Annotated in this window: 23 protein-coding genes; 19 read left to right on the forward strand and 4 right to left on the reverse strand. The window is 36.5% G+C overall.

The window, feature by feature from the left end; all coding sequences use genetic code 11:
• Nucleotides 1-36: 36 nt before the first annotated feature.
• The 5 genes from EJN90_RS11110 (at nucleotide 37) to recD2 (ending at nucleotide 5,942) form a co-directional block, all read left to right on the forward strand.
• Nucleotides 37-375 carry a DUF1831 domain-containing protein gene (locus EJN90_RS11110; RefSeq protein WP_164544072.1) on the forward strand — a complete coding sequence of 113 codons (339 nt, stop codon included), beginning with the start codon at nucleotides 37-39 and terminating at the stop codon, nucleotides 373-375.
• Nucleotides 376-538: 163 nt separating this feature from the next.
• Nucleotides 539-1,348, forward strand: a complete 810-nt coding sequence (locus EJN90_RS11115) for a formate/nitrite transporter family protein (protein WP_227872507.1) — start codon at nucleotides 539-541, stop codon at nucleotides 1,346-1,348.
• Between the two features lie 66 nt (nucleotides 1,349-1,414).
• Nucleotides 1,415-2,002, forward strand: a complete 588-nt coding sequence (locus EJN90_RS11120; RefSeq protein WP_126111237.1) for a TraX family protein — start codon at nucleotides 1,415-1,417, stop codon at nucleotides 2,000-2,002.
• A 102-nt stretch (nucleotides 2,003-2,104) separates the two neighbouring features.
• Nucleotides 2,105-3,229: a tRNA 2-thiouridine(34) synthase MnmA gene (gene mnmA, locus EJN90_RS11125; RefSeq protein WP_126111239.1), complete on the forward strand. Its 1,125-nt coding sequence runs from the start codon at nucleotides 2,105-2,107 to the stop codon at nucleotides 3,227-3,229.
• A gap of 286 nt (nucleotides 3,230-3,515) precedes the next feature.
• Nucleotides 3,516-5,942: an SF1B family DNA helicase RecD2 gene (gene recD2 / locus EJN90_RS11130; RefSeq protein WP_407657483.1), complete on the forward strand. Its 2,427-nt coding sequence runs from the start codon at nucleotides 3,516-3,518 to the stop codon at nucleotides 5,940-5,942.
• A 109-nt stretch (nucleotides 5,943-6,051) separates the two neighbouring features.
• Here the strand turns inward: recD2 and EJN90_RS11135 are convergent, their stop codons facing one another.
• Nucleotides 6,052-6,990: a diacylglycerol/lipid kinase family protein gene (locus tag EJN90_RS11135; RefSeq protein ID WP_164544073.1), complete on the reverse strand. Its 939-nt coding sequence runs from the start codon at nucleotides 6,988-6,990 to the stop codon at nucleotides 6,052-6,054.
• Nucleotides 6,991-7,420: 430 nt separating this feature from the next.
• On the opposite strand from EJN90_RS11135, the gene alaS reads away from it, so the two are divergent.
• The 11 genes from alaS to EJN90_RS11190 all read left to right on the forward strand — a co-directional run bounded on the left by alaS (nucleotide 7,421) and on the right by EJN90_RS11190 (nucleotide 17,837).
• On the forward strand, nucleotides 7,421-10,066 hold the full coding sequence (gene alaS / locus EJN90_RS11140) for an alanine--tRNA ligase (RefSeq protein WP_126111243.1): 2,646 nt from the start codon (nucleotides 7,421-7,423) through the stop codon (nucleotides 10,064-10,066).
• A gap of 105 nt (nucleotides 10,067-10,171) precedes the next feature.
• Nucleotides 10,172-10,441 (forward strand): IreB family regulatory phosphoprotein, encoded by a 270-nt coding sequence (locus EJN90_RS11145; RefSeq protein ID WP_126111245.1) that lies wholly within the window; start codon nucleotides 10,172-10,174, stop codon nucleotides 10,439-10,441.
• Nucleotides 10,438-10,854: a Holliday junction resolvase RuvX gene (ruvX, locus tag EJN90_RS11150; protein WP_126111247.1), complete on the forward strand. Its 417-nt coding sequence runs from the start codon at nucleotides 10,438-10,440 to the stop codon at nucleotides 10,852-10,854. Before EJN90_RS11145 ends, ruvX begins: the two co-directional genes overlap by 4 nt.
• Nucleotides 10,855-10,918: 64 nt before the next feature.
• Nucleotides 10,919-11,239, forward strand: a complete 321-nt coding sequence (locus EJN90_RS11155; RefSeq protein ID WP_126111249.1) for a DUF1292 domain-containing protein — start codon at nucleotides 10,919-10,921, stop codon at nucleotides 11,237-11,239.
• 372 nt (nucleotides 11,240-11,611) lie between these two features.
• Nucleotides 11,612-12,808 (forward strand): endolytic transglycosylase MltG, encoded by a 1,197-nt coding sequence (mltG, locus tag EJN90_RS11160; protein WP_227872625.1) that lies wholly within the window; start codon nucleotides 11,612-11,614, stop codon nucleotides 12,806-12,808.
• A gap of 32 nt (nucleotides 12,809-12,840) precedes the next feature.
• A complete protein-coding gene (gene udk, locus EJN90_RS11165) occupies nucleotides 12,841-13,473 on the forward strand; it encodes a uridine kinase (protein WP_126111253.1) in 633 nt (210 codons plus the stop codon).
• 234 nt (nucleotides 13,474-13,707) lie between these two features.
• Nucleotides 13,708-14,187, forward strand: a complete 480-nt coding sequence (gene greA, locus EJN90_RS11170; RefSeq protein WP_126111255.1) for a transcription elongation factor GreA — start codon at nucleotides 13,708-13,710, stop codon at nucleotides 14,185-14,187.
• Between the two features lie 736 nt (nucleotides 14,188-14,923).
• Nucleotides 14,924-15,658: a cell wall-active antibiotics response protein LiaF gene (liaF, locus tag EJN90_RS11175; RefSeq protein ID WP_126111257.1), complete on the forward strand. Its 735-nt coding sequence runs from the start codon at nucleotides 14,924-14,926 to the stop codon at nucleotides 15,656-15,658.
• On the forward strand, nucleotides 15,655-16,707 hold the full coding sequence (locus tag EJN90_RS11180; protein ID WP_126111259.1) for a sensor histidine kinase: 1,053 nt from the start codon (nucleotides 15,655-15,657) through the stop codon (nucleotides 16,705-16,707). Before liaF ends, EJN90_RS11180 begins: the two co-directional genes overlap by 4 nt.
• A gap of 17 nt (nucleotides 16,708-16,724) precedes the next feature.
• Nucleotides 16,725-17,357 carry a response regulator transcription factor gene (locus EJN90_RS11185; protein ID WP_126111261.1) on the forward strand — a complete coding sequence of 211 codons (633 nt, stop codon included), beginning with the start codon at nucleotides 16,725-16,727 and terminating at the stop codon, nucleotides 17,355-17,357.
• Between the two features lie 174 nt (nucleotides 17,358-17,531).
• Entirely contained in the window at nucleotides 17,532-17,837 is a 306-nt protein-coding gene (locus EJN90_RS11190; protein WP_227872508.1) for a HesB/YadR/YfhF family protein, read from the forward strand.
• Between the two features lie 261 nt (nucleotides 17,838-18,098).
• Here the strand turns inward: EJN90_RS11190 and rnjA are convergent, their stop codons facing one another.
• A complete protein-coding gene (gene rnjA, locus EJN90_RS11195; protein WP_126111263.1) occupies nucleotides 18,099-19,775 on the reverse strand; it encodes a ribonuclease J1 in 1,677 nt (558 codons plus the stop codon).
• On the reverse strand, nucleotides 19,772-19,990 hold the full coding sequence (locus tag EJN90_RS11200) for a DNA-directed RNA polymerase subunit epsilon (RefSeq protein WP_126111265.1): 219 nt from the start codon (nucleotides 19,988-19,990) through the stop codon (nucleotides 19,772-19,774). The genes rnjA and EJN90_RS11200 overlap by 4 nt, the downstream gene beginning before the upstream one ends.
• 264 nt (nucleotides 19,991-20,254) lie before the next feature.
• Here EJN90_RS11200 and EJN90_RS11205 point away from each other — a divergent pair, with 264 nt between their 5' ends.
• Together EJN90_RS11205 and EJN90_RS11210 are read left to right on the forward strand one after the other, a co-directional pair.
• A complete protein-coding gene (locus tag EJN90_RS11205) occupies nucleotides 20,255-21,985 on the forward strand; it encodes an ABC transporter ATP-binding protein (protein WP_126111267.1) in 1,731 nt (576 codons plus the stop codon).
• Nucleotides 21,982-23,757: an ABC transporter ATP-binding protein gene (locus EJN90_RS11210; RefSeq protein WP_126111269.1), complete on the forward strand. Its 1,776-nt coding sequence runs from the start codon at nucleotides 21,982-21,984 to the stop codon at nucleotides 23,755-23,757. The genes EJN90_RS11205 and EJN90_RS11210 overlap by 4 nt, the downstream gene beginning before the upstream one ends.
• Before the next feature lie 101 nt (nucleotides 23,758-23,858).
• Here EJN90_RS11210 and def read toward each other — a convergent pair whose 3' ends face one another.
• A complete protein-coding gene (gene def, locus EJN90_RS11215) occupies nucleotides 23,859-24,419 on the reverse strand; it encodes a peptide deformylase (RefSeq protein ID WP_126111271.1) in 561 nt (186 codons plus the stop codon).
• A gap of 214 nt (nucleotides 24,420-24,633) precedes the next feature.
• Here def and gdhA point away from each other — a divergent pair, with 214 nt between their 5' ends.
• The gene (gene gdhA, locus EJN90_RS11220) at nucleotides 24,634-25,980 is read left to right on the forward strand and encodes an NADP-specific glutamate dehydrogenase (protein ID WP_126111273.1); all 1,347 of its coding nucleotides are present in this window, start codon (nucleotides 24,634-24,636) and stop codon (nucleotides 25,978-25,980) included.
• The last annotated feature ends 344 nt before the right edge of the window (nucleotides 25,981-26,324 follow it).

Raw genomic sequence — 26,324 nt, forward strand, 5'->3', positions numbered from 1 at the left:
CTATGGTAGAATGAAGAAAAAGGCAGGAGAATGATTATGGCATATGATAGTATTTCTGGACTAAAAGGATCATCAAAAGAATACCGTCTTCATGAAGATGTAAAAAGGTATACCTTACGTGATAATGGTTTTCAAGAAACAAAGACGGGGAATTTTCAATATTTCCGTAATGTGAATGCTTTGAATAGCACACAAGGAATTATGTTGAAAATCTTGGTATCCAAGGATTTAGAAACACTCAGAATGTCGACAACTACTGCAAATGGATTAAAAACTCTGGAAGTTTATGGGAAAGACAGTATGCAGACGGTTGTTGAAAACATTGAATATATTCTAGAAGGACTAGTGACAGAAAAAGTATTAGAAGAAGTGTAAACAGAAGATTGCGATTGCATTGTGAACGGGCTGAGATAAAATTATCAGTCTGTTTTTTTCTTTTATGAAAATCGTTGATAAATTATTACTGAAAACAGCCAATTTACTTATTGCGATTTCAAGGGATTGTGCTATACTAATTCAGTAAATCACAAACAAGGAGATGAAAGAATTGGAATTGGATAATCAAGGACTTATGTCAGTGCTTGATAAGAATGCAAAGAAGAAAGAACATCTTTTTACACATTCCATACCTAAATACATGGTGAGATGCATGCTGGCCGGCATGTTTTTAACAATCGGAACTGCAATAGCGGTGATGGTCGGTGAGAAAGGCAATCATATCCATCCTGATTTAGGTAAATTTTTGTATTCGTTTATGTTTAGTTGGTCATTAGTAATGATAATCTATATGGATACTGAATTAGGCACTAGTAATATGATGTATTTGACTGTGGGAGTTCATCGTAAAGTCGTTAAGCCGATTCAAGCTGTTAAACTTTTAGCTACTTGCATTTCATGTAATTTACTTGGAGGAATCCTTTTTTCGTATATCATTTCACAAACAAATGCTTTTCAAGATTTATCAAGTAATCATTACTTAATTACGGCTGTTTCTGGAAAACTAACCAAAACTACCTTGCAAATTATCTCAGAAGGAATCTTTGCGAATATTATCGTTAATACTGCAGTCGTAGCTTCTGCACGGATGAAAGATGATGCAGGGAAGCTTTTTGCAACAGTATTCATTATCTTTATCTTCGCATTTCTTGGTTTTGAACACGTTATTGCTAACTTTTCTTCCTTTGCAATGGCATTATTTGCAAGTGGTGGAGCAGTTCCCGGTATGACAATGGGATCAGTTCTCCATAATTGGATTTTTGCTTTGATTGGAAATTATATCGGCGGGGGATTAATAATAGGTTTCGTTTATTCTTGGCTAAACCGAGGGGAAACGGTATACTTTGATTAGTTGATAAATGAGGAGAGGGCCCATTCAGTCTTCTCCTTTTTCTATTTCCACAAGGGGGGAATAAAAATGAATCAAAAGGCAAATACGATAAAATGGCTTGCGATTACGACTATGACCATCGATCATATTGGTTATTTTTTATTTCCTTCTGTGGTCTGGCTTCGTCTAATTGGAAGGATTGCTTTTCCTTGTTTTCTCTATACGACGATTCAAGCTGTTGAAAAAACGAGTGACTTCCGAAATTATATTCTGCGACTTGTTGGAACAGGCTTGATCAGTATACTGGTTACAAGTATGACTGGAAACTATCTGAATATATTATTCACCTTGGCTATTTTTGCGGTGTCTTTAAAATATCCTTCTTTTTTTATTCCAGGATTATTATTGAGCTATTTTACAGAATACAGTATTTATGGCTTTTTATTAGGATGGGCAATTTATCTAATGGTTCGAAAAGACATAAAGTTAGGAATACCGCTTCTATTGCTTGTTCACATTGATTATATAAACTCTATTCAAATCTTTGCTTTATTGGCAGTCATACCAATCTTGCTTCCATTTGAATGGCGCTTACCTCGATTCCCTAAATGGCTGGGATATGGTTATTATCCGATTCATCAGTTAATCTTGATGATGATAACTTTTTTAAAGTAAGTAAAAGACTTGAATTATCAGTTGGAATAGTGTATTATTTTATCTTGTGTAAAAGCTACTTATTTTTAGGAAGTAGCTTGTAAGGGAAAGGAGGATGTGACAATGGAAGACAAATCAAAAATTAGAGTAGTTGTTGGAATGAGTGGTGGGGTAGACTCGTCTGTAACAGCACTATTATTGAAAGAACAAGGCTATGATGTCATTGGTATTTTTATGAAAAATTGGGACGATACAGACGAATTTGGTTTTTGTACTGCGACAGAAGATTATAAAGATGTTCAAGCAGTCGCACAACAAATTGGTATTCCATATTATTCTGTAAATTTTGAAACGGAATATTGGGATAAAGTATTCCAGTACTTTTTAGAAGAATATAAAAAAGGTCGCACTCCCAATCCAGACGTTATGTGTAACAAAGAAATTAAATTCAAAGCATTTTTAGATTATGCAATGGACTTGGGTGCGGAATATGTGGCAACAGGACATTACGCTCAAGTGAAACGTGATGAAAATGGTGTAGCTCATTTGTTAAGAGGTGTCGATAAGAACAAGGACCAAACTTATTTCTTAAATCAATTGTCGCAAGAGCAATTAGCAAAGACAATGTTCCCGCTAGGTAGTATGGAAAAATCAGAAGTAAGACAAATTGCAGAAGCAGCAGGTCTTGCTACAGCTAAGAAAAAAGATTCAACGGGTATTTGTTTTATTGGAGAGAAGAATTTCAAAGAATTTCTTTCTAATTATCTTCCTGCAACATCTGGTAGTATGATGACCGTGGATGGTAAGAAAATGGGCGAGCATGCAGGCCTTATGTATTATACCATCGGTCAACGTAAAGGATTGGGAATCGGCGGCGGTGGAAACACTGATGATCCTTGGTTTGTAATAGGAAAAGAATTAGAAACCAACACATTAATTGTCGGTCAAGGATATCATCATGAGCGATTATACGCAGAACATTTATTGGCAACCGATATTCATTTTACTACTAATGAAAAGATGCCAAGTACATTTACTTGTACAGCGAAATTCCGCTACCGTCAAGAAGATACATCTGTAACAGTTATCTTGAACGACGATCAAACGGAAGCAAAAGTTGTTTTTGATAAACCAGTTCGTGCAATTACACCTGGACAAGCAGTTGTTTTCTATGATGGCATGGAATGTTTAGGCGGCGGAATCATCGACAAAGCTTTCCAAGCACAAAAAGAATTACAATACATATAAAAAATGAGAGTGGGAAAAAAGGCGTTTAGATCCGAATCACTGGAACGAATAAGCACAGGATGGACGAAGACCATCCGCGCATTATTCGTGAAGTGGATGTCGGATCTGCCTTTTTGAGCACGTTTACACCACTATTATTCGTTAATACTAGAGGGGCCGGGAGTTTTTTCCCAGCCCCATTTTTTTTTGAGTTATTTTGAAACGAAGGAGCTTTTTGCACACTAGCTATCATTTGGTATATAATAGGATACGTTATGAATTAATAGGCGAAGGGAGAGATTGGATTATGGAAATGGGTGAACAGCCGTATATATTAGGAGAGATCAAAGCTGTTTTCTTTGAAAATCCTTCTAATTTTTATAAAGTTCTTTTAATTGAACTTCATGAAAATAATTTTCCTTTCGATAAAGATGAAATAGTTGTGACTGGTAATTTTGGCGATATTACGTTAGATACTGTATACCGTTTTTTAGGGACTACTGTAGCGCATCCAAAATACGGTACACAATTTCAGGCAATCAGTTATGAAAGAGAGAAACCAACTGGTAAAAATGGCGTGATTGCTTTTTTGTCGAGTGATCGTTTCCCAGGGATTGGGCAGCGTACAGCTGAAAAAATTGTTGAAACCCTCGGTGAAGGGGCTATTGATAAGATTTTAAATGATGCTGATTGTTTGAAAGAAGTCGCTGGATTAAATGAAAAAAAACGAACGGTAGTCTCTGAAGTCCTGCAAGAAGTACAAGGGACTGAAAAAATAATTATTGAACTTGCAAACCTTGGATTTACAAATAATCAAGCTGCAACCATTATGCAATTTTACAAATCGGATACGTTAAAAACAATTAGGGAAAATCCCTATCAATTGATCGAGGATATTGAAGGGATTGGCTTTCGAAGAGCTGATCAATTAGCGATGGAGCTGGAGATTGGTCCGGACGATAAAAATCGGATCAAGGGAGCTGTATTGGCAACGATTCAAGACCTTTCTTTATCAAATGGGGATACCTATGTAGATAGCAATGAATTGTTGGATAAATCTTTACAATTATTGGAAAACACACGACGATTTGTTATTGATGAACACCTACTGATTGAATCGGTTGTTGAAATGGTTCAAGATATGAAAATTGTAGAAGATAACAAACGATTTGCTTTACCATCTTTATTCTTTGCTGAAGAAGGAATTGCTTCTACTTTGGATCGATTGCTGAAAAAGAATAGAGAGATTGAATATCCTGGCGTTCCTATCGAAAAAGAAATCGAAAAAATGCAAGCAAAGCTAAACATACAGTACGATAAGGTTCAGACAGATGCGATATACCAGGCATTAACGACTCCTTTTTTCATTCTGACGGGAGGTCCGGGAACTGGAAAGACGACAGTATTAAATGGAATTGTCCATATGTTTTGTGAGTTAAACGGTCTTCCCGCAAATTCTCTGGAATATACCGAAGGGATTTATCCAATTATTATGGCAGCTCCGACTGGTCGAGCTGCAAAGAGAATGAACGAGATGACAGGTATCCCAAGTAGTACAATTCACCGTCTACTAGGGTTGACGGGACAAGAAAATCCAAATGACGACCTTTATACACAAGAATTAGAAGGAAAACTGCTTATCATCGACGAGGCATCCATGGTGGATACTTGGTTAATGAACCGATTGTTGAAATCAATACCGGCAGGCATGCAGGTCATCTTTGTTGGCGATAAAGACCAACTGCCATCTGTCGGACCCGGACAAGTATTATTTGACTTGCTAAACAGCCGCGTCATACCTCATATCGAATTACGTCAAATTTACCGTCAAGCGGATGGTTCTTCAATCATACCGTTGGCTCATGAAATCAAAGAGGGACAGTTACCGGGTGATTTTACTCGTAATCAAAGCGACCGTTCTTTCTTTCCTTGTAATGCAAGCCAGATTGAACCACTCATTCGAGTTGTAGTAGAAAAAGCAAAAGCAAAGGGCTTTACTTCAAAAGACATTCAAATCCTTGCGCCTATGTATAAAGGGCCAGCAGGAATTAACGCATTAAACAATATGATGCAGGAAATTTTGAACCCGAACCCAAATAAACAAAGAAGAGAGGTACAGCATTTTGATTTTGTTTATCGCGTAGGAGATAAAGTCTTGCAGCTGGTGAATCAACCTGAATTAAATATTTTTAATGGTGACATTGGTGAAATTGTAAGCATTCAGTACGCTAAAGAAACGGAAGATAAAGTGGATGAAATAACGATTGTATTCGATAGTGTCGAAGTTACCTATAAAAAGAATGATTGGAACAAATTTACTCTAGCTTATTGTTGTTCCATTCATAAAGCACAAGGTAGTGAGTTTTCAATGGTTATCTTACCCATGGTTCGACAATACGGACGAATGTTGAAGCGCAACTTACTTTATACAGCTGTTACACGCAGTAAGAGTAAATTGATTTTATGCGGTGAAATTGATGCCTTTGATTTTGCAATAAAAAATACCGGTGATTTACGAAAAACGATGCTGATTGAAAAGTTAGTCCGTAACAAAAATAGTGATAAAATAATTGTGGAAGTTCCAAAAACCATTGAAGAGTCATCAAAGGAGAAGAATGAGGAAAAACAAAAGCAGCCAGCTAATTACCTCTTGACAGTAGAATTAGTGAGAAGCGCCGGTATCGATCCTTTAATCGGAATGGAAGGAATTACTCCTGAACAATTTATGAAATAAGAAAAAACAGACAGTCTTGGATCGCTAGACATCGAAGGCAGAGAGTCTATAAAAAGAAGCAGACTGATCAAAAAGGGCAGTCTACTTCTTTTTATAATCTGATAGTATGTTATTTCCACAATAAAAAAGCAGATAGTTTAAAATGAAAATGATATTGTTCCTCTGGTAAAAGCTCTCCATCTACTTGAGTAGGTACTGGCTCCGATACTTTAATTTCTAACTCTTTGCCAGCTAACCTTTCGAAGTACGGAGAATGAATATGCTTTCCGCTTGTCAAAACTTTTGTCAGGAGTCGAACCAAATTTGGGAAAGATAGATTTTTGATAATCATAATCGCTAATTCACTTGTATTTGGATTTGATTCTGGATCAATCTTGATTCCTCCACCGAAGTACGGGTGATTCATTGCTCCTGCAATTAGAACATCTGAATACGTGCTGGTCTTATTATCAACTGTAACCTCTACCTCAAATGTTTTTCTTTTTTTAAAGGCATCGGCAATGCTGTTTAGATAAATAAGTTTTTCTAAGCGGACAGCAGAAAGTATGTTTCTTTTCGTGTGCTTATTATCTAATATTTCGATTATTTTCCCATCGAAGCCCATGCCTAAACTATTTAGACCAACACCAATGGTTTTGAGTTCAGCATCTTCATAGAGAAAACATTCCATTATTTGTGGTTCTTCAGCATGTAAGATATTTGCTAAACCTTTATGATAACTTGTCGGTAAATCGATTGCTCTTGCGAAATCGTTGCCGGTGCCTGCAGGTAAGTAACCAACTGGAATTTTTTTCTCAAGCAAAGACATTCCAGCAATTACTTCATGTAAAGTTCCATCTCCGCCGATAACTAAAATACGATCTGTTTCGAGATTCATATTCGCTATAACTTTCTGGATTAAAGTGATGGCATGTTTTCGATACTCTGTTTGATATAAAAGAAAGGGGATCTTTTTCTCATTCAGTTTTTTATGAACATCTAAGACAACTTTTTTTCCTTTTCCAGAACCTGAATGAAGATTAGCAATTATATGATAGCGTGTGGTCATCTTGTACTCCTTTGTATCGTATCCATTCATTTTTGTTAATTATAACAGATTTTATGACTGATTTTCTGAAAAATGAGTATGGGCATAAAATGTTTCATATTCGCATGGTTCTGTTGGTTTAATGTGGTCTGCCAGACAATTTTTACTTGCCTCGCGCTAAAATATTAGCTATACTAATAACGATTATGAAAGGCCATATCATTTGGGAAGAGTAGAGAGTCTGCCGTTGGTGAAAGGGGACGCTCCAGATGATGCTCCCTTTCGAGAGTATGATAGAAATATCATCGCTGCCAGCGATAACGGCTCTGAAGAAGTAATGAAGAATGGGGACATTCCATTGCAATCAAGGTGGTACCGCGGTAAAACGCCCTTGAATGCTGTGGAGTGTTTTTTCTTTTACTTAGAAAAAGATAGATGAGGAGAAGAGAAGATGAGACAGATGAAGAGTAGTGAAATTCGCCAATTGTTTCTTAAATTCTGGGAAACAAAAGGTCATAAAGTAGAACCAAGTGCTTCATTGGTTCCCGTAAACGATCCAACATTATTATGGATTAACTCAGGCGTAGCAACATTAAAGAAGTATTTTGATGGTACGGTTGTTCCGGAAAATCCAAGAATCACGAATGCACAAAAGAGTATCCGAACAAATGATATCGAAAATGTTGGGGTAACAGCAAGACACCATACGTTATTTGAAATGCTAGGGAATTTTTCAATTGGTGATTACTTCAAAGAAGAAGCAATTCCTTGGGCATGGGAGTTTTTAACAGGAGAAGAATGGTTAGCGTTTGATCCAGAATTACTTTATGTGACCTATTATCCAGAAGACGAAGAAACGAAAAAAATCTGGATTGAAAAAGTTGGATTAGCTGAAGATCATGTAGTTCCTGTTGAAGATAACTTTTGGGATATCGGGGCAGGTCCTTGTGGTCCAGATACAGAGATTTTTTATGATCGAGGAGTAGAGTACCAAGACCTGCCCGATAGCGATCCTGAAATGTATCCGGGAGGCGAGAACGAACGTTACTTAGAAATTTGGAACTTAGTGTTTTCTGAATTTAATCATAAGCCTGATGGAAGTTATGAACCATTGCCGCATAAGAATGTGGATACGGGCATGGGCTTAGAGCGTGTTGTAAGTATCATTCAAGACGCTCCTACCAACTTTGAGACTGATTTGTTTATGCCAATCATTCGGAAAATTGAAGAATTAAGCAATGGTGTTCACTATGGTATGGATGCAAAAGTCGACACTTCCTTTAAAGTAATTGCTGATCATATTCGTGCAGTTAGCTTTGCGATTGGTGATCGAGCATTACCTTCTAACGAAGGACGAGGGTACATCTTACGCCGTTTGATTCGCAGATCAGTTATGCATGGTCAAAAATTAGGTATCAATCGACTTTTCTTATTTGAATTAGTTCCGGTAGTGGCTGAAATCATGGAAGAATACTATCCGGAAGTAAAACGCGACCAAGAATTTATTGTTAAGGTGATTACCAACGAAGAGCAACGTTTCCAAGAAACGATTCATGATGGATTAGAAATCTTACAAGAAGTATTTGATAAAATATCATCTAAGAATGAAACGGTTATTAAAGGAGAAGACGCTTTTAAACTATATGATACTTATGGTTTTCCGTTAGAATTGACTGAAGAATATGCAGAAGAAAAAGGATTTACAGTCGACCGAGACGGTTTCAACGAAGCGATGCAAAATCAAAGGAACCGTGCGCGTGCTGCAAGACAAGTAGCAGATTCATTCAGTGTACAATCTGCTGTGCTATCTGAGGTAATTGTACCAAGTGAATTCGTCGGCTACTATCAAACGAGTATTCAATCTGAATTGCTTGTTGTTATTTCAGAAGATGAATTAAAAGAGCAAGTAATGTCTGAACAAACCGCACAGCTTATTTTCCGTCAAACACCATTCTACGCAGAGATGGGGGGACAAGTAGCCGATACGGGTCTTATTAAGAATATGGACGGAGAAACGGTAGCTGTTGTTGTAGATGTAAAACGGGCACCGAACGGTCAGAATCTGCATATTGTAGAAATAAAAACTGAAATTTCAACAAATAACGTATATATACTTGAAGTGGATGAAGCACGCCGCAGAAATATTACGAAAAACCATACGGCAACACATTTGTTACATCAAGCACTAAGAGACGTATTAGGAAGTCATGCCACTCAAGCGGGCTCTTTGGTAACGCCCAATCATTTACGATTTGATTTTACTCATTTTGGACAAGTTACTGCTGAAGAATTAATAGAAATGGAAAAAACTGTTAACCAAAAAATATGGGAAGCAATCCAAGTCGAAACGGTTGAAACAACTATTGACAAAGCAAAAGAAATGGGCGCAATGGCTCTTTTTGGTGAAAAATATGGCAATGAAGTTCGAGTAGTTACTATCGGTGATTATTCAATCGAGCTTTGTGGTGGTGTTCATGTTCAAAACAGTCAAGATATTGGGGTATTCAAAATCTTGTCTGAATCGGGCATTGGGGCAGGTACTCGACGGATTGAGGCTGTCACTGGCCAAGCAGCTTATGAATGGTTCCACACTAAAGAGAAAGAATTACAAGAAGCAGCTTATTTAGTAAAAGCACAGCAAACCAAAGATATTGTAAAACGGATTGAAGCATTGAAACAAGAACTGAAAGAAGTACAATCTGAAAACGAATCACTGAACGCAAAATTAATGCAAGTAGAGTCTCAGAATATATTTGATGATGTCCAAGAAGTGAATGGTATACGTTTCATTACCTATCAAACAAAGAATCAAGACATGAACACTCTTCGCCAACTTGCAGATCAGTGGCGTCAAAAAAATGTTTCTGATATTTTTGTAGCTGCTTCAGAACTAGATGGAAAAGTAAGTTTATTGGCAAGTGTATCAAAAGAAAAAGTTGCTGTCGGAATCAAGGCGGGAGATTTGATTAAAGCAATCGCACCACTTGTAGGCGGCGGCGGTGGTGGACGTCCTGATATGGCTCAAGCTGGAGGTAAAAACCCAGCAGGTATTCCCGATGCATTAAAACAAGTCTCCAATTGGTTAAATGAAAAATAATAGCTCTAGAAAGTGAGAATGGTTACAATTGTTTGTCTGATTGGGTTGTAGTTTAAGAATAAGTCCTGTAAAATATGTTTATATCACAAAAATTGGGGTGTCTATATGAATTCAAAAGACGAAACAATGTTATTCAATTTCGATGACTATCAGAAGCAGAATGTGAGAGATACCTTGACAACAGTCTATAAGGCACTAGAAGAAAAAGGATACAATCCTATTAACCAGATTGTAGGATTCCTATTGTCGGGAGATCCAGCCTATATTCCACGCCACAACGATGCTAGAAATTTAATACGTCGTTTTGAACGGGATGAAATTATGGAAGAATTACTTAGAAACTATTTATCTGTTGATGAAAGTGACAAATCATGAGAATAATGGGATTAGATGTGGGCTCCAAAACTGTTGGAGTTGCGGTCAGTGACTTGATGGGATGGACCGCACAAGGAATTGAAACAATACCAATTAACGAAGAAGCAAGTGAATTTGGTATAGAACGGTTAAAAGAGCTCATTTCCAATTATGAAGTTGAAAAAGTAGTGATCGGCCTTCCGAAAAATATGAATAATAGCATTGGGTTTCGTGCAGAAGCCTCTCTAGCATACGGAGAATTAGTAAAAAATGAAACAGGATTGCCTGTTGAATATATTGATGAGCGATTGACAACGGTTCAAGCGGAAAAAATGTTAATCAATGAAGGTAACGTTTCTCGTAAGAAAAGAAAAAAAGTAATTGATAAATTGGCTGCTGTTATTTTATTGCAAAACTATTTGGACGCACATTGAAATATCAGTAGCAATTAGGAAGAAATAAGAGTAAAATGATTGAAAAATATAGCGAGGTGTTATTATGACAGAACATAATCACGATCATGACCACAACCATGACCACGAGCACGATCATGAGCATATTACGATTGTAGACGAAAATGGTAATGAAGAACTTTATGAAGTATTGTTTACTTTCGAATCAGATGACTTCGGTAAATCGTATGTGCTTGTATATCCAGCAGGTGTTCCTGAAGGAGACGAGATTGAACTACAAGCATATTCATACGTTGAAAATGAAGATGGAACTGAGGGAGACCTAGAGCCAATCGAAACTGAAGAAGAATGGGATATGATTGAAGAAGTTCTAAATACTTTCATTGAAGACGAAGATTTAAATTAGAATAGCTAGAAAAAGGGTTGGGACATAAATCTCAGCCCTTTGTTTTGGTGAAAATAACTTATTATTAGGAAAGAATAAAAAATATACAAAATGTCTCATTTTTTTTCATTTTCATGTATAATAGTTTGAGTTAATGTATATATGCTTTTATATGCTAGAATTACAAAGTGATTTCTTAATCGCATAAGAAAATCTAAACTTCTGGTTTCGTTCATAAAGGAACTCACTATCAGTAAGATTTTCTAAGCTAAAAGAAATTACAAAGTGATTTCTTAATCGCATAAGAAAATCTAAACTTCTAGTTTCGTTCATAAAAGAACTCACTATCAGTAAGATTTTCTAAAAATGTTGGAAAAAGGAGGTTCGTTCTTGGTGAAACGAAATGCCAAACAAACCAGAGAATCCCGGACTAATAATAAAAACAAAGCGGAAACGGTGAATGATACCAAATCAGATGTTGAGGAACGGTGGAAAATGAGAAGAAAAGAAAACTCTCTTGTTAAAAAAATAGTCTTCTCAATTATATTTGTTGGAGTTTTGCTCATTTTAGTAGTTGGAATTGTGGGCTATAATTATGTAACCAACGCTCTTCGTCCGCTTGAACCAAATAATACAGAGCTTGTTGAAGTTGAAATTCCAATGGGTTCTTCGACAAAGAGAATTGCTGAAATTTTAGAGGAAGAAGCAATCGTGAAGGACGCGACTGTTTTCAATTATTATATGAAGACGCAAAATGCTTCAGACTTTCAAGCTGGTTTCTATCAGTTTGCACCTTCGATGGAGTTAGATGAAATTATTGTAACGTTAGAAGAGGGAGGGACATCAACCCCTATCTCAGAAGATTATAAGATCCTCGTAAAAGAAGGCTCAATGATTACCGAGATTGCCAGTGAGTTTGCCTCTAAAACAGAATATTCAGAGAAAGATTTTCTGGATGCAGCATCGAATGATGAGTTTATTGCACAATTAGCGGAAGAATTTCCTAAGCTGATTACTGATGCAGTTCAAAATGACTCTCTCAAGTACAAATTAGAGGGCTATTTATTCCCTGCAACTTACGATTATCTGTCGATGTATACACCTGAAGACATGATACGTGAGATGGTACAAAAAACAAATGAAGTATTAACTCCTTATCGAGCAAAAATTGAGGAATCTGGATTATCGCTTCATGAAGTTCTGACTCTTTCTTCCCTAGTGGAAAAAGAAGGGGTTCAGTATGAGGATCGTCAAATGATCGCGGATGTCTTTTTCAATCGACTGGAAGAGGATATGGCGATTCAATCTGATATTAGTATTTTATATGCCTTAGATGAGCATAAAGAGTATGTCACAATTGCAGATACAGAAGTTGATTCTCCATATAATCTGTATCAAAATAAAGGATTAGGACCAGGACCATTTAATAATCCAGGAGAAGAAGCTATTCAAGCGGTACTAAATCCAACTGATACTGATTATTTTTATTTTCTAGCCGATTTAGAAACAGGAGAAGTTTATTTCTCCGAAACGTATGAGGAGCACCTAGAATTACAAGATCAGTACATTATTGCTCCTGAAGAGGAATGAATATACATGGGTAGAAAGAAAGGAAATCAGATATGAAAAGACCAATCGTGATTGGGGTTACCGGAGGATCAGGGAGTGGTAAGACTACGGTGAGCCGGACGATTTTCGAGAAGTTTTCGGACTTATCGATTTTATTATTAGAACAAGATTATTATTATAAAGATCAAAGTCATTTACCATTTGAGGAGCGATTGAAAACAAACTATGATCATCCTTTCGCATTTGATAATGACCGTTTTATTTCTGATTTGGAATCACTCATCGCTTATAAGAGTATCGACCAACCTGTCTATGATTATGCAAAACATACTAGAAGCGACCAAACAATTCATCGCGAGCCAAAGGAAGTCATTATCGTTGAAGGGATACTCATTTTAGAAGATGAGCGCTTACGCGAATTAATGGATATTAAAGTATATGTAGATACAGATGACGATATTCGTATTATTCGTCGAATTAAACGAGATATCGAAGAAAGAGGCAGAACCTTAGATAGTGTGATTCAGCAGTATCTTTCAGTTGTAAAGCCAATGCATCATCAATTTGTTGAGCCGACTAAAAAATTCGCTGATATCATTATTCCTGAAGGCGGGAAAAATCAGGTAGCAATTGATTTAATGACAACAAAAATTGCTTCAATTCTTTCTGAATCAAATAAAGCATAATAAATAACTAAAAAATAAAATAATAATTGCTTTTTTGTTAATATGATGTTATTTTATTATCATTGTTAAACAGAAACTATAAAGCTGATAGAATTATACGTGTATACAGGTGTTCGCAATAATTGCGGATGCCTGATTTCTTAAACTTTCTCTGACTTTCTTTATAGAGAAAAGAATTAAAGCGTAATCATTTTCTATTAACTGAAATTACATGGCACAAAGGAGTAAAAGTGTATGATTGAAAAAGTCTATCCAATGACGTTAGATGGTAAACGTAAGTTAGAAGAAGAACTAGAAGATTTAAAAATTAACAAAAGAAAAGAGATTGTGGAACGCATCAAAATTGCGAGAAGTTATGGAGATCTTTCTGAAAACTCAGAATATGAATCTGCTAAAGATGAGCAAGCTTTTGTTGAAGGAAGAATTTCAACATTAGAGAAAATGATTCGTTTTGCAGAAATAATCGACGATAAAGATATTGAAGCAGATGTTGTTTCATTAGGAAGAACAGTGACATTTGTAGAAATGCCATACGACGATGAAGAATCTTATTCAATCGTGGGTAGCGCAGAGGCAAACCCGTTAGAAGGGAAAATTTCCAATGATTCTCCAATTGCCAAAGCTTTGTTAGGTAAAAAAGTTGGGGATGAAGTAAGTATCTCTACTCCTGGTGGAGACATGATGGTAAAAATTACTGATGTAAAAATGCTTTAAAGATAAAAAATCAGAACAGATTTGTTCTGGTTTTTTTCTTTTCGCATTTCCTATGAGATTTTTGGTTGTGAATTTTGTTGGCTTTATAGAAACAGCCATTCGAATAGGATTTTGAAGCCGAACATCGTTATTTTAGACTAACAATTGTAAGATACACCTTCTATGTCTAGCTAGCAAGTCTCGGACTGAAAAAAAAATAATTTTATCTTTTTATAGGTCAGGGCGGATTTCTCTGCTTTTCTTATAGACTAGGGGATTATAAGTTCAGCCATCAATGTCTAGCTCCCAAGTCCTGGCCTACTGAAAAAAAGATAAATTTGCCCCATTGCGCGCTTCGCTGCTCATTCAGGGACAAATTTCCTATTTTTTCATAGGCCAAGGCGGACTTGTCCGCTTTTCTTATAGACTAGGGGATTATAAGTTCAGCCATCAATGTCTAGCTCCCAAGTCCTGACCTAGTGAAAAAAAGATAAATTTGCCCCATTGCGCGCTTCGCTGCTCGCTAACGCATATCATTCGACTAACCCGCTGAAGCGTGAAGTCTCCTGACAATTCAGGGTCAAATTTCCTATTTTTTCATAGGTCAAGGCGGATTTGTCCGCTTTTCTTATTTAGCAAACGTGATAAGATAAAGGGGCTAAGACTTTAGACTGAGAGAAGCTTACTCCTTAGGCTCGCATCTTATAAGGAGTTGTTTCTATATAATGAAAGAAAAAGGAAAAGGAGGGGGAAGCAATTGCGAAACAAAAATTTCAAATTATTTCTACTACTCGAAGCACTACTGCTTCTGTTAACTATATTCCTGTTAATTAAAAATTGGGATTTATTATTTGTACTTTTAGCAGGAGCTTTTCTTGTAAAAATAGGACTACATAAAAATAAAAAGAACAGTATTCTATTTTGGGTTGGATGGTTCATGATTACATTCACGCTACTTTCTGTTTTTTCAGTATGGTTTATGATCATATTATTTTTAGCTTATTTGATTATGAATGGAGATCAATTGTTCTCTGATTTAAATTTAGGTTCATTGGTAGAGTTTCCTTGGAAAAAGAAGCATTATGTGGGAGTGGAAGTAGAGGAGCCAGAGAATCATTCTGGAAAACGTAAAAAGCAAAAATGGATTGGCAATAGTACAACTGGAACAAGTATTTTTGAATGGAACGATATTAATCTATCGGTTTTTATGGGAGATACTATTATTGATTTAGGAAATACATTGTTGCCAAACGGGGAAAATATTATCTTGGTTCGTAAAGGCTTTGGACAAACTAGAATTATCGTTCCTGCTGGAGTAGGTGTTTCCCTGCAGCAATCCGCCATTCAAGGAAGCGTTATTTTTAATCATGAATATTATCCACTCTCAAATGAAACATTCACCATCTATAGTAAAGACTATGCAACAGCCACTCGCAGAGTGAAAATTGTATCCAACACCTTATTTGGAGATTTTGAGGTGATTTATTTATGAGAAAGAAAGCATTTCTCACACTATTCTTCATCATTTTTTCAGTTTTGCTCGTAACAGTCTTTGCTACCTTGTTTTCGATTCGCCCATTATTAAATTTTTCAGAATTATGGGATATCAATAATTTTTTTAAAGTACCAATGATTTTATTAATGGGCGTTTTTATTATTGTCTTTTCGCTTATTTTTTCTTGGTTAATTCAGTATAATCTATTTAAGATAGAAAAAAGGATTGTTCACAAATTAAATTTATTAAACCATGGCAATTATAATCTAGAAGATGCTGGTGAAGAAGCGAATACCTCTCTTTTTTTAAAAGAAGATTCGAATGAAATCGAAGAAGAAATAGATTTATTAAGAAATAAATTAATTCAACTCTCAAGAGAAGTGCAAGAACTCAGCAGCACTCCTAAAATGGTTGGTACTGAGACTAAAGAAGAAATATTGGAACAGGAACGTCATCGGATCGCTCGAGAACTTCATGATTCAGTAAGCCAGCAATTATTTGCGGCGATGATGATGTTGTCAGCCGTGAATGAAAAATCAGCAACGTTACCTGACAATATACAGAAATCATTGCATTTGATTGAATCAATTGTTAACGAATCACAATCTGAAATGCGAGCGCTGCTTCTACATTTACGTCCTGTTAAGTTAGAAGGAAAAACATTAAAAAAAGGAATCGAGCAATTATTAAATGAACTTCGAACAAAAATTCAAATAAAGATAAAATGGGAAATTATGCCCATTGACACTATTCCAGGAATAGAAGATCATTTATTCCGAATTGTTCAAGAATTATTATCGAACACATTACGTCATGCAAAAGCAAAAACGTTGGAAGTTTACCTGACGCAAAATACGCAAGAAATTAGTTTAAGGATTTTCGATGATGGAATTGGTTTTGATACTTCGGTAAAAAAAACAGGGAGTTACGGATTAGTGAATATACAAGAACGGGTAAACGGTCTTGGAGGAACATGTAAAATAATTAGTTTTCCGTCTCAAGGAACGATTGTGGAGCTTCGGATTCCTAATACCATGAATGAATAAGAAGGTTGTGAAAATGTATGATACGTGTATTGATTGTAGATGATCATGAAATGGTACGGCTTGGATATTCTGCCTACCTGTCGATTCAAGATGATATTGAAGTGGTAGGAGAAGGAGAAGACGGGAAAATCGGCTACGAAATGGCTCTGGATCTCCGTCCGGATATCATTTTAATGGATCTAGTGATGAATGTAATGGACGGAATCGAGTCAACAAAAACAATTTTAAAGGAATGGCCAGAAGCGAAAATTATCATTGTAACAAGTTTTATTGATGATGAAAAAGTTTACCCTGCTCTGGAAGCGGGCGCTGCCGGTTATATGTTGAAAACTTCTTCTGCACATGAAATTGCGGATGCCATTCGCTCAACTTACCAAGGTGAGCGTGTCTTGGAACCTGAAGTGACTGATAAAATGTTAGAAAGATTGACGAAAAAGACGGAACATCATTTGCATGAAGATTTAACTTCCAGAGAAATGGAAGTCTTACTTTTAGTAGCAGAAGGGTATTCGAACCAAGAGATTGCTGATCAACTATTTATTACTTTAAAGACGGTTAAGACTCATGTTTCCAATATTTTATCCAAGTTAGAAGTGGACGACCGTACGCAAGCCACGATTTATGCATTCAAACACCAATTAATAAAGTGATTTTTTATATTCTGTTATTATTTTTTTAAAAAACTGTTTTGTTTAAGTAATTCCTTTATATTAATATTTTTGATTATTTCAAGCTGTAAGATTGATACAGAATTGACTGCTGTGTTATGATGATGATAGTAAGGATAATTGAGAGGAGGCGTCGGAAGAAGTCAATCCGACAAAATGCATATGGAAATTAAAATCACGGAAAAAGCACAAAAATGGTTTGAAGAAGAACTCGGTCTATCGGATGGAAATGGCGTTCGGTTTTTAGGGAAGATTTATGGGGAAAGTCAAATTCACGAAGGATTCTCGGTTGGGATTGAAGTCGCAAAACCAGGAAATATAATTGCGGAAACGACAGTAAATCATATTCCTTATTTTATTGATGCAAATGATGAATGGTTCTTCGCTGGTTATAACTTAGAAGTAGGATTTGATGAGAAACATCAAGAACCAGAATATATATTTCATGAAATAAAAGAGTAATAATAAGCTCAAAAAAACTCCTGATGAACTGCCATATAAAAGCAGTTTATCAGGAGTTTTTTTGTAGACTATAGGCCAAGTCGGACTTGTTCGCTTTTTACGTAGACTAGGGAATTATGAGTTCAGCCATCAATGTCTAGCTCTCAAGTCCTGACCTAGTGAAAAAAAGATAAATTTGACCCATTGCGCGCTTTGCTGCTCATTCAGGGCCAAATTTCCTATTTTTTCATAGGCCAAGTCGGACTTGTTCGCTTTTTACGTTTATAACGGCATAATCACTGGTACAATCATTGGACGACGTTCAGTCTTTTCAAATAAAAATGGTTGAACAACATCGATGATTGCGTCTTTGATACGCTTTTCATTGACTTTACCGTCACTACCAAGAACTTGGTTTACTTCTTGCTTGATAATTCCTTGAGCCTCATTAATCAATGAACCAGACTCTCTCATGTAGATAAAGCCGCGAGATAAAATATCTGGTCCAGCAGCTAATTGTCTTGTTTTGAAATCAACAGTAAGGACTACAACAACTAGACCATCTTGGGACAAGATTCGGCGATCACGTAAAACAATATTTCCGATATCTCCGATTCCTTTTCCATCGACATATACATCAGAAGCAGAGAAGCTTCCAGCGGGTCTTGCGGAATTGCTTGTTAAAGCTAGAATGTCACCGTTCTCCATAATAAAACTATTTTCTGATGAGATACCACATTGTTCTGCAAGGCCAGCGTGAATCTTTAACATTCTAAATTCACCGTGGACAGGCATGAAATATTTTGGTTTCATTAAACGCAACATTAATTTTTGTTCTTCTTGACCGCCGTGACCTGAAGTATGAACGTTATTCACTTTTCCGTGAATTACTCGTGCTCCTGCTTCAAGAAGTTGATTAATTACACGGTTCACACTGCCAGTGTTTCCAGGAATTGGAGAACTAGAAAATATAACCGTGTCTCCTGGCTGGATACTGATTTGTCGGTGTGTTCCGTTTGCAATTCTACTCAAAGCTGCCATTGGCTCACCTTGGGCGCCTGTACATAAAATCAATACTTTGTCAGCAGGATATTGGTTCAGTTCTCGGCCATCGATGAAAGTATCGTCTGGAGCTGTGATATAACCCAACTCTCTAGCAGTTTTAAAGGAATTTTCCATACTTCTGCCAAAAACAGCTAGTTTTCTACCTGTCTCCATTGCGACCTCGGTAACCTGTTGTAGTCGAGAGATATTTGAAGCAAAAGAGGCAAATATAATGCGACCTTCGATACGTTGAATGATATTCGATAAAGATTGTCCGACTGCCCGTTCCGATTGGGTAAAACCTGGAACTTCAGCGTTCGTACTGTCACTCATTAATAATAGAACACCTTCATCTCCTAATTTTGCCATGCGATGTAAATCAGCGGGACTTCCATCAGCGGGTGTAAGATCAAATTTAAAATCTCCAGTGAAAACAATGTTTCCTGGAGGAGTCTTCACTACGATTCCGCGTGTATCAGGAATACTATGTGTTGTTCGGAAAAAGCTTACACTTGTTTTTCGGAACTTAACAATCGTATCATCTTTAATTTCGTGTAATTCAGCATCTCTTAGTAAGCCATGCTCATCCAATTTATTGCGGATCAACGCAAGAGCGATTTCACCGGCATAGACAGGAACGTTTAATTCTTTTAAAAGGAACGGCACGCCGCCGATATGATCTTCATGTCCATGAGAAATAAAGAGGCCTTTGATTTTGTTTTTGTTCTGTACTAAGTAAGAGTAATCAGGGATAACATAATCAATCCCAAGCAAATCATCTTCTGGAAACATAACTCCAGAATCTAAAATGATGATTTCGTCTTGGTACTGAACCCCGTACATATTTTTCCCAATTTCACCTAAACCCCCTAAGGCAAAGACTCCTACTTCATTATTTCGGATGTTTGGTTTCATTGAGAAAACTCCGTAATATGGAAATCTGGACTTTTTTGTTCATATTCCAAATGTTTTCCTTCTATAGGTTGAATAAACTCAATATTGTAGGGGGTATTATTTTCCAATATTTTTCGTGCTTCAACTTCATTTTCTGCTTCCATAAACAGAGAATCAGTCGATTCTCTTGTAGGAATCACAAGATTATTTTCTTGATAAGTAACTTTAAATAACATATTTATCACTCCTGGTAATTCTAAAATTTTTCGCATTGAAAAAACAATTTAATTCCAAACTGGTCATTTTTGTATTTTCGATACAATCGTTAGTCTCAGTTTACCACAATCGTTACAAATACGCATAGAAATCTATTTTTATTATCAGGAAAACTTTGGAAATAAAAAAATCCTTTAAAATCTTTTAATATCTATGGACGTTTTGTTCTTCTTTAGCTAAACTAGACTGATGGTTAGGATTAATTGTAATGGAGGATGAAAGAAGTGGGTTTAATATGGAAATACATTAAACGTTATAAAAAATTCCTGCTTTTAAATATCGTTGGTTCTTTCGGTTTTATATTCGTTGAACTTGGTTTACCGACAATGTTAGCTCGGTTAATTAATGGGGCGATAGCAGGAATCGATCGGGATTTATTCATAAATACAATCCTTATTATGCTTGCTTTTACAGTAGTTGGCTTTATTGGCAGAGGTGTTGTATCCTATGCAACCAGCCAATTAACTACAAAGATGGTAGCTGAGATGAGGAATGATATGTATCACGTTATTCAGACTTTTTCTCACGAAGAGTTTGATCGCTTAGGAGTCTCCTCTCTCGTGACGAGGGTAACGAACGATGCTTTTGTGCTTATGCAGTTTAGTCAAATGATTTTACGAATGGGATTGACAACTGTTTTGATGATGTTTTCTAGTTTTTATATGATTTTCCAAACAAGTAAATCACTCTCAGCCGTTTTAATACCAGCATTTCCGGTTCTTCTAGGAGCAGTTTTGATTATTGGTAAAAAATCACGGCCGTTATCAGAAGCGCAACAATCAAATTTAGATAATATTAACTTGATTTTACGAGAAGCTTTATCGGGATTGAGAGTCATTCGAGCTTTTGTCAGAGAAAAATTTCAGATGAAACGTTTTGCAATTGTCAATGAAGCTTATAGTACAGTAAGCAAGAAGTTATTCTATTTAATGGCATGGACACAACCGGTTTTCTCTCATGTTATTAATTGGATTATCATCGGTATCATTTGGTTTGGAGCTTCTCAGTTAGAAGCTGGCAGCTTGCAGATTGGTAATTTGGTAGCTTATATTGAATATAGTTTCCATGCTTTGTTTTCCTTTTTGAACTTTGCGATTGTCTTCATGATGTACCCGCGTGCTGCAGTATCAGCTTCACGTATCCAAGAAGTATTTGATACGGAAAGCTCTATCTCGCCCAATGAAGATGGGATTGTTGAGACAAAGACGCATGGGTACCTACGATTTGAGAATGTAAGTTTTTCATATCCAGGTAATCATGATACTCCTGTTATTGACAATGTTAGTTTCTCGGCAGAACCGGGGCAAACGATTGCTTTTATTGGAAGTACCGGAAGTGGAAAATCTACTTTGCTGCAATTGATTCCGCGGTTTTACGATACGACCGAAGGAAGAGTGTTGATTGATGGTCATGATGTTCGTGAATATAACTTAGAAGCTCTCCGTCAAAAAATTGGGTATATCCCTCAGAAATCATTGTTGTTCACAGGTACGATTGCGGATAACTTGCGCTATGGAAAGTGGGATGCATCAGAAAATGAATTAATTGATGCTTCCGATATTTCTCAAGCGAAAGATTTTATTTTGAAGAAATCAGAAAGATTTGAAGAAGTTCTTTCTGAAGGCGGCAGCAACCTCTCAGGGGGTCAGAAGCAGCGTCTTTCAATTGCTCGTGCAGTCGTTCGAAAACCAGACATCTATATTTTTGACGATAGCTTTTCAGCTTTGGATTACGCTACTGATGTACGTTTAAGAAGTCGCCTAAAACAGGAAACCGGACAGTCAACGGTTATTATTGTGGCGCAACGCGTAAGCACGATTCTTCATGCCGATAAAATCATTGTATTAGATGAAGGAAAGAAAGTGGCAGAAGGAACGCACGAAGAATTATTAAGAACAAGTCAAATATACTATGACATTGCTTCTTCTCAATTGAGAGAGGAGGAACTAGCATGAAACAAGAGAAAAAGTTAAATGATCTTTTACATGTTTGGCAATATATAAGAAAATATAAAATCCAATTTTTTGGTTCCATCATATTAACTGTATCAATGACTATCTTGAATGTACTCGAACCATTTGTATTGGGCTTAGCGATTACTGAATTGGGGAATAACGTAGCTGACATGATACGTGATGTTCCAGGAGCTGGGATTAATTATTTATATTTAAGAAATATTTTGATTATTTATTTTATCCGTGCGATCGCGTATCAATTGTCGAATTTGTTTTCACAAAGGTTAATGACCAAAGTTGTACAAATGTCTATGCGAGACCTGCGTAGGGATTTAGATGCGAAAATTAACCGTCTGCCAGTTTCGTTCTTTGATAGTCAATCGTTTGGGGATGTGTTGAGTCGGGTAACAAATGATGTGGATTCAATCTCAAATGCATTGCAACAATCTCTTTTACAAGTTGTGAATGCTATATTGGGGATTACGTTTGCTATCATCATGCTATTGTTTATTAGTTGGAAACTAACAATCGTGGCAATTATCATGATTCCTGCAGCATATTTGATTTCGAAGAAAATTACACAGATGTCTCAACCTTATTTCCGCCAACAAGCGAAATATCTTGGTGAATTGAATGGTTTTGTACAAGAGAATTTAACAGGCTTTTCTGTAATCAAACTCTATGGAAAAGAAGATGATTCTGTTAAAGAGTTTCAACGCATCAATGGTTCTTTACAAAAAAGTGGATTTAAAGCAGCATTTGTATCTGGATTAATGACTCCTTTTACAGCGCTAATCTCAAATGGGGCATATATTTTAGTAGCGGTATTAGGGATCTTGGAAGTATTCGCTGGTACGATGACAATTGGTAATGTGCAGGCAGTTGCACAATATGTATGGCAAATCAATCAACCCATTTCAACAATCACACAGTTATCTGCTATTATCCAGTCTGCAGCTGCAGCAACACAGCGTATTTTTGGCTTTTTAGATGAAGAAGAACTAGTGGAAGAAAAAACAAGCGAGCTTCCTAGCCTGATTAAAGGGGACATCTCCTTTGAGAATGTTTCTTTTAGTTACAGCGAAGATCAAACATTGATCAAAAATTTTAATGTGGATGTAAAGAGTGGAGATACCGTTGCGATTGTTGGACCAACCGGTGCTGGAAAGACTACGATGATTAATTTGCTGATGCGTTTTTATGACGTTGATTCTGGAGCAATTACATTAGATGGACATGATATTCGTACGTTTTCGAGACAAGATTACCGTTCTCAGTTTGGAATGGTATTACAAGATGCTTGGTTGTATCAGGATACCATTCAAGAGAATATCCGTTTTGGGAATTTAGGGGCTTCGGATGAGGATGTTATTAGTGCTGCAGAAGCAGCCAATGTTCATCACTTTATTCAAACACTAGGAGAAGGTTATCAAACGGTTATCAACCAAGAAGCTTCGAATGTCTCGTTAGGACAAAAGCAGTTGCTTACGATTGCACGGACATTTATTGCTGATCCAAAAGTGTTGATTTTAGATGAAGCGACAAGTTCTGTAGATACTCGTTTAGAAGCTTTGATTCAAAAAGCAATGGCGAAAATCATGAAAGGACGGACAAGCTTTGTAATTGCGCACCGTCTGTCCACGATTCGTGATGCTGATTTAATCCTAGTGATGGACCAAGGTGAGATTATTGAGCAAGGTACACATGACGATTTGATGGCGCAAGGTGGATTCTACAGCAATCTTTATAATAGCCAGTTTCAAGAAGAATAACACCGCCAGTCAATAAATAATGAGGGCAGAAAAAACTTATAAACCCTCGTATATTAAAAAAGCTTTCAGTAAAACAAAATTGTTTTACTGAAAGCTTTTATTTATCCTAGGACACTTATGTCATCGTCTAGTGCGAATGGTTCGTTTTCATCGATATAATCATAAAACATAATCCCATTCAAATGATCGATTTCATGTTGAAGGACAATTGCTGGGTATCCTTTAAAACGTTTTTTATAGGTTTTTCCAGTTGTATCTTGGTAACTCACGGTAACTCTACTGTGTCGAACAACAAAGCCAGGTACTTCACGGTCAACGGAAAGGCAACCTTCACCATCTTTTAGGCACACACCTTCAACGGAATGGCTAATGATTTTTGGGTTAATCATCACTTGTTCCAGCTCTGGAGAATCATCTTCATATTCACCTGGAATGAGCAAGGCGATCATTCTTTTGGATATTGCCAGTTGTGGTGCTGCAAGACCCACGCCGGCTCTTAAGCCATATTTTTCAGAGATTTCTGGATCTTGGCTATTTCTTAAGAAAGTCAACATTTCTTCGGCAAGGATAACTTCCTCTTTACTCAAAGGGAAAGAGAGTTCTTCTGCTTTCTGTCTTAAAGCAGGATGTCCTTCCCGGACGATGTCTTCCATTGTAATCATAATAAACATTTCCCCTTTTATAACTTAGATATGATTTTTGTTTTCGAAAATAGATTGAATAAGTTTTTTCTCACGAAAAATATCATATCATATATTACTACATATTATTTAAAAAAGCGAAACTAAAATACATTGTAATTTACATCAAAAAAATGTAAAATGATAAAATGAGAATTAGGTTAAAAAATTATAAGAAGAAGGAAGGTAATATTTCATGACAGCAGCGAAAGAGTATATTGAGCATATTTACCAAAAAGTGGAACAGCGAGGAGCTCATCAAGTTGAATTCTTACAAGCCGTGAGAGAAATGTTTGATACAATCGAGCCTGCTATTGCAAAGAATCCTCAATTTATTAAGTGGAATATTTTAGAGCAGTTAATTGAGCCAGAAAGAATTATTACCTTTCGCGTACCCTGGGTAGCGGACGATGGAACGATTCAAGTTAATAAAGGATTTCGTGTGCAATTTAATTCTGCACTTGGACCTTATAAAGGGGGACTCCGATTCCATCCAACTGTTAATGAAAGTATCTTAAAGTTTTTAGGGTTTGAGCAGATGTTTAAAAACAGTTTGACAGGATTACCAATCGGCGGGGGAAAAGGTGGAGCTGATTTTGATCCTAAAGGAAAAAGCGATGAAGAAGTCATGCGTTTTTGCCAATCATTTATGACGGAGTTACAAAAATATATTGGACCTCTAGAAGACATCCCAGCTGGAGATATCGGGGTGTCAGGTCGCGAGATTGGATATATGTATGGACAATACAAACGGTTAAATGGAGCGCAATCAGGAGTGCTGACAGGGAAGCCGGTCAGCATGAATGGAAGCTTGGCCAGAACAGAAGCAACTGGATATGGACTTGTATACTATACAGAAGAAATGCTAAAAGCAAATGGTCAATCTTTTAAAGGGCAAAAAGTAATTGTATCTGGAAGTGGTAACGTAGCAATTTATGCAATTGAGAAGGTTCATGAATATGGTGGCACTGTGATTGCATGCTCTGACTCAAATGGGTACATCTACGATGAAAGTGGAATTGATATTGACCTGTTGAAACAACTTAAAGAGGTTGAACGCAAACGTCTAACTGATTACGCGGAACGGAAAGAGGATAGTTCATATTACGAAGGAAGCGTTTGGGATTTTGACGTTGACTATTCCATTGCGCTGCCATGTGCGACGCAAAATGAAATCGACGGAGAAAAAGCAAGCCGAATGGTTAAAAATGGCGTCTACTGCGTTAGTGAAGGGGCAAATATGCCAAGTAATCTAGATGCAATTCATGTTTACTTAGATAACAAAATCTTTTATGGTCCTGCAAAAGCAGCTAATGCTGGAGGAGTAGCGACAAGTGCCTTAGAAATGGCGCAAAATGCTCAACATGGACACTGGACATTTGAAAGAGTCGATCAAGAATTGCAAGTAATAATGAAAAACATATTTAAAACAGTGGAAGAAACTGCTTCTGAATATGACCTGGCAGGTAATTATCTGGCTGGTGTTAATATTGCCTCTTTTCTGAATGTGGCAAATGCAATGATTTTTCAAGGAATCGTTTAATATAAAGAGCAAAATGATAGGGATTATGAGAATTCCTATCATTTTGCTCTTTTTATGTGAGAAAACTTTAATTGTGATTGTTTTAGCTAATTACGATTAACTGTTTTTCAGAAAAAAAGTTCTCTAAAAATTTTCCTTGGAATAAAGAATGCGTGGTTTTGCCCTTATAAAATGCTGTTATATATTTTTTATAGATAAATCAACGTTTTTACAATTGATAATAGTACAGTTTGTTTCTTATAGTAAAACAGATGAGAACAGAAAATGAGAGGATAAAGTGCTAAACTCATCCAAAAACTCGAAGGATATTGGTTTTTACCTCTCGTTAAAAATTGAACAATCGA

The sequence above is a fragment of the Jeotgalibaca ciconiae genome (assembly GCF_003955755.1).
In the GTDB taxonomy this organism is placed as follows: domain Bacteria; phylum Bacillota; class Bacilli; order Lactobacillales; family Aerococcaceae; genus Jeotgalibaca; species Jeotgalibaca ciconiae.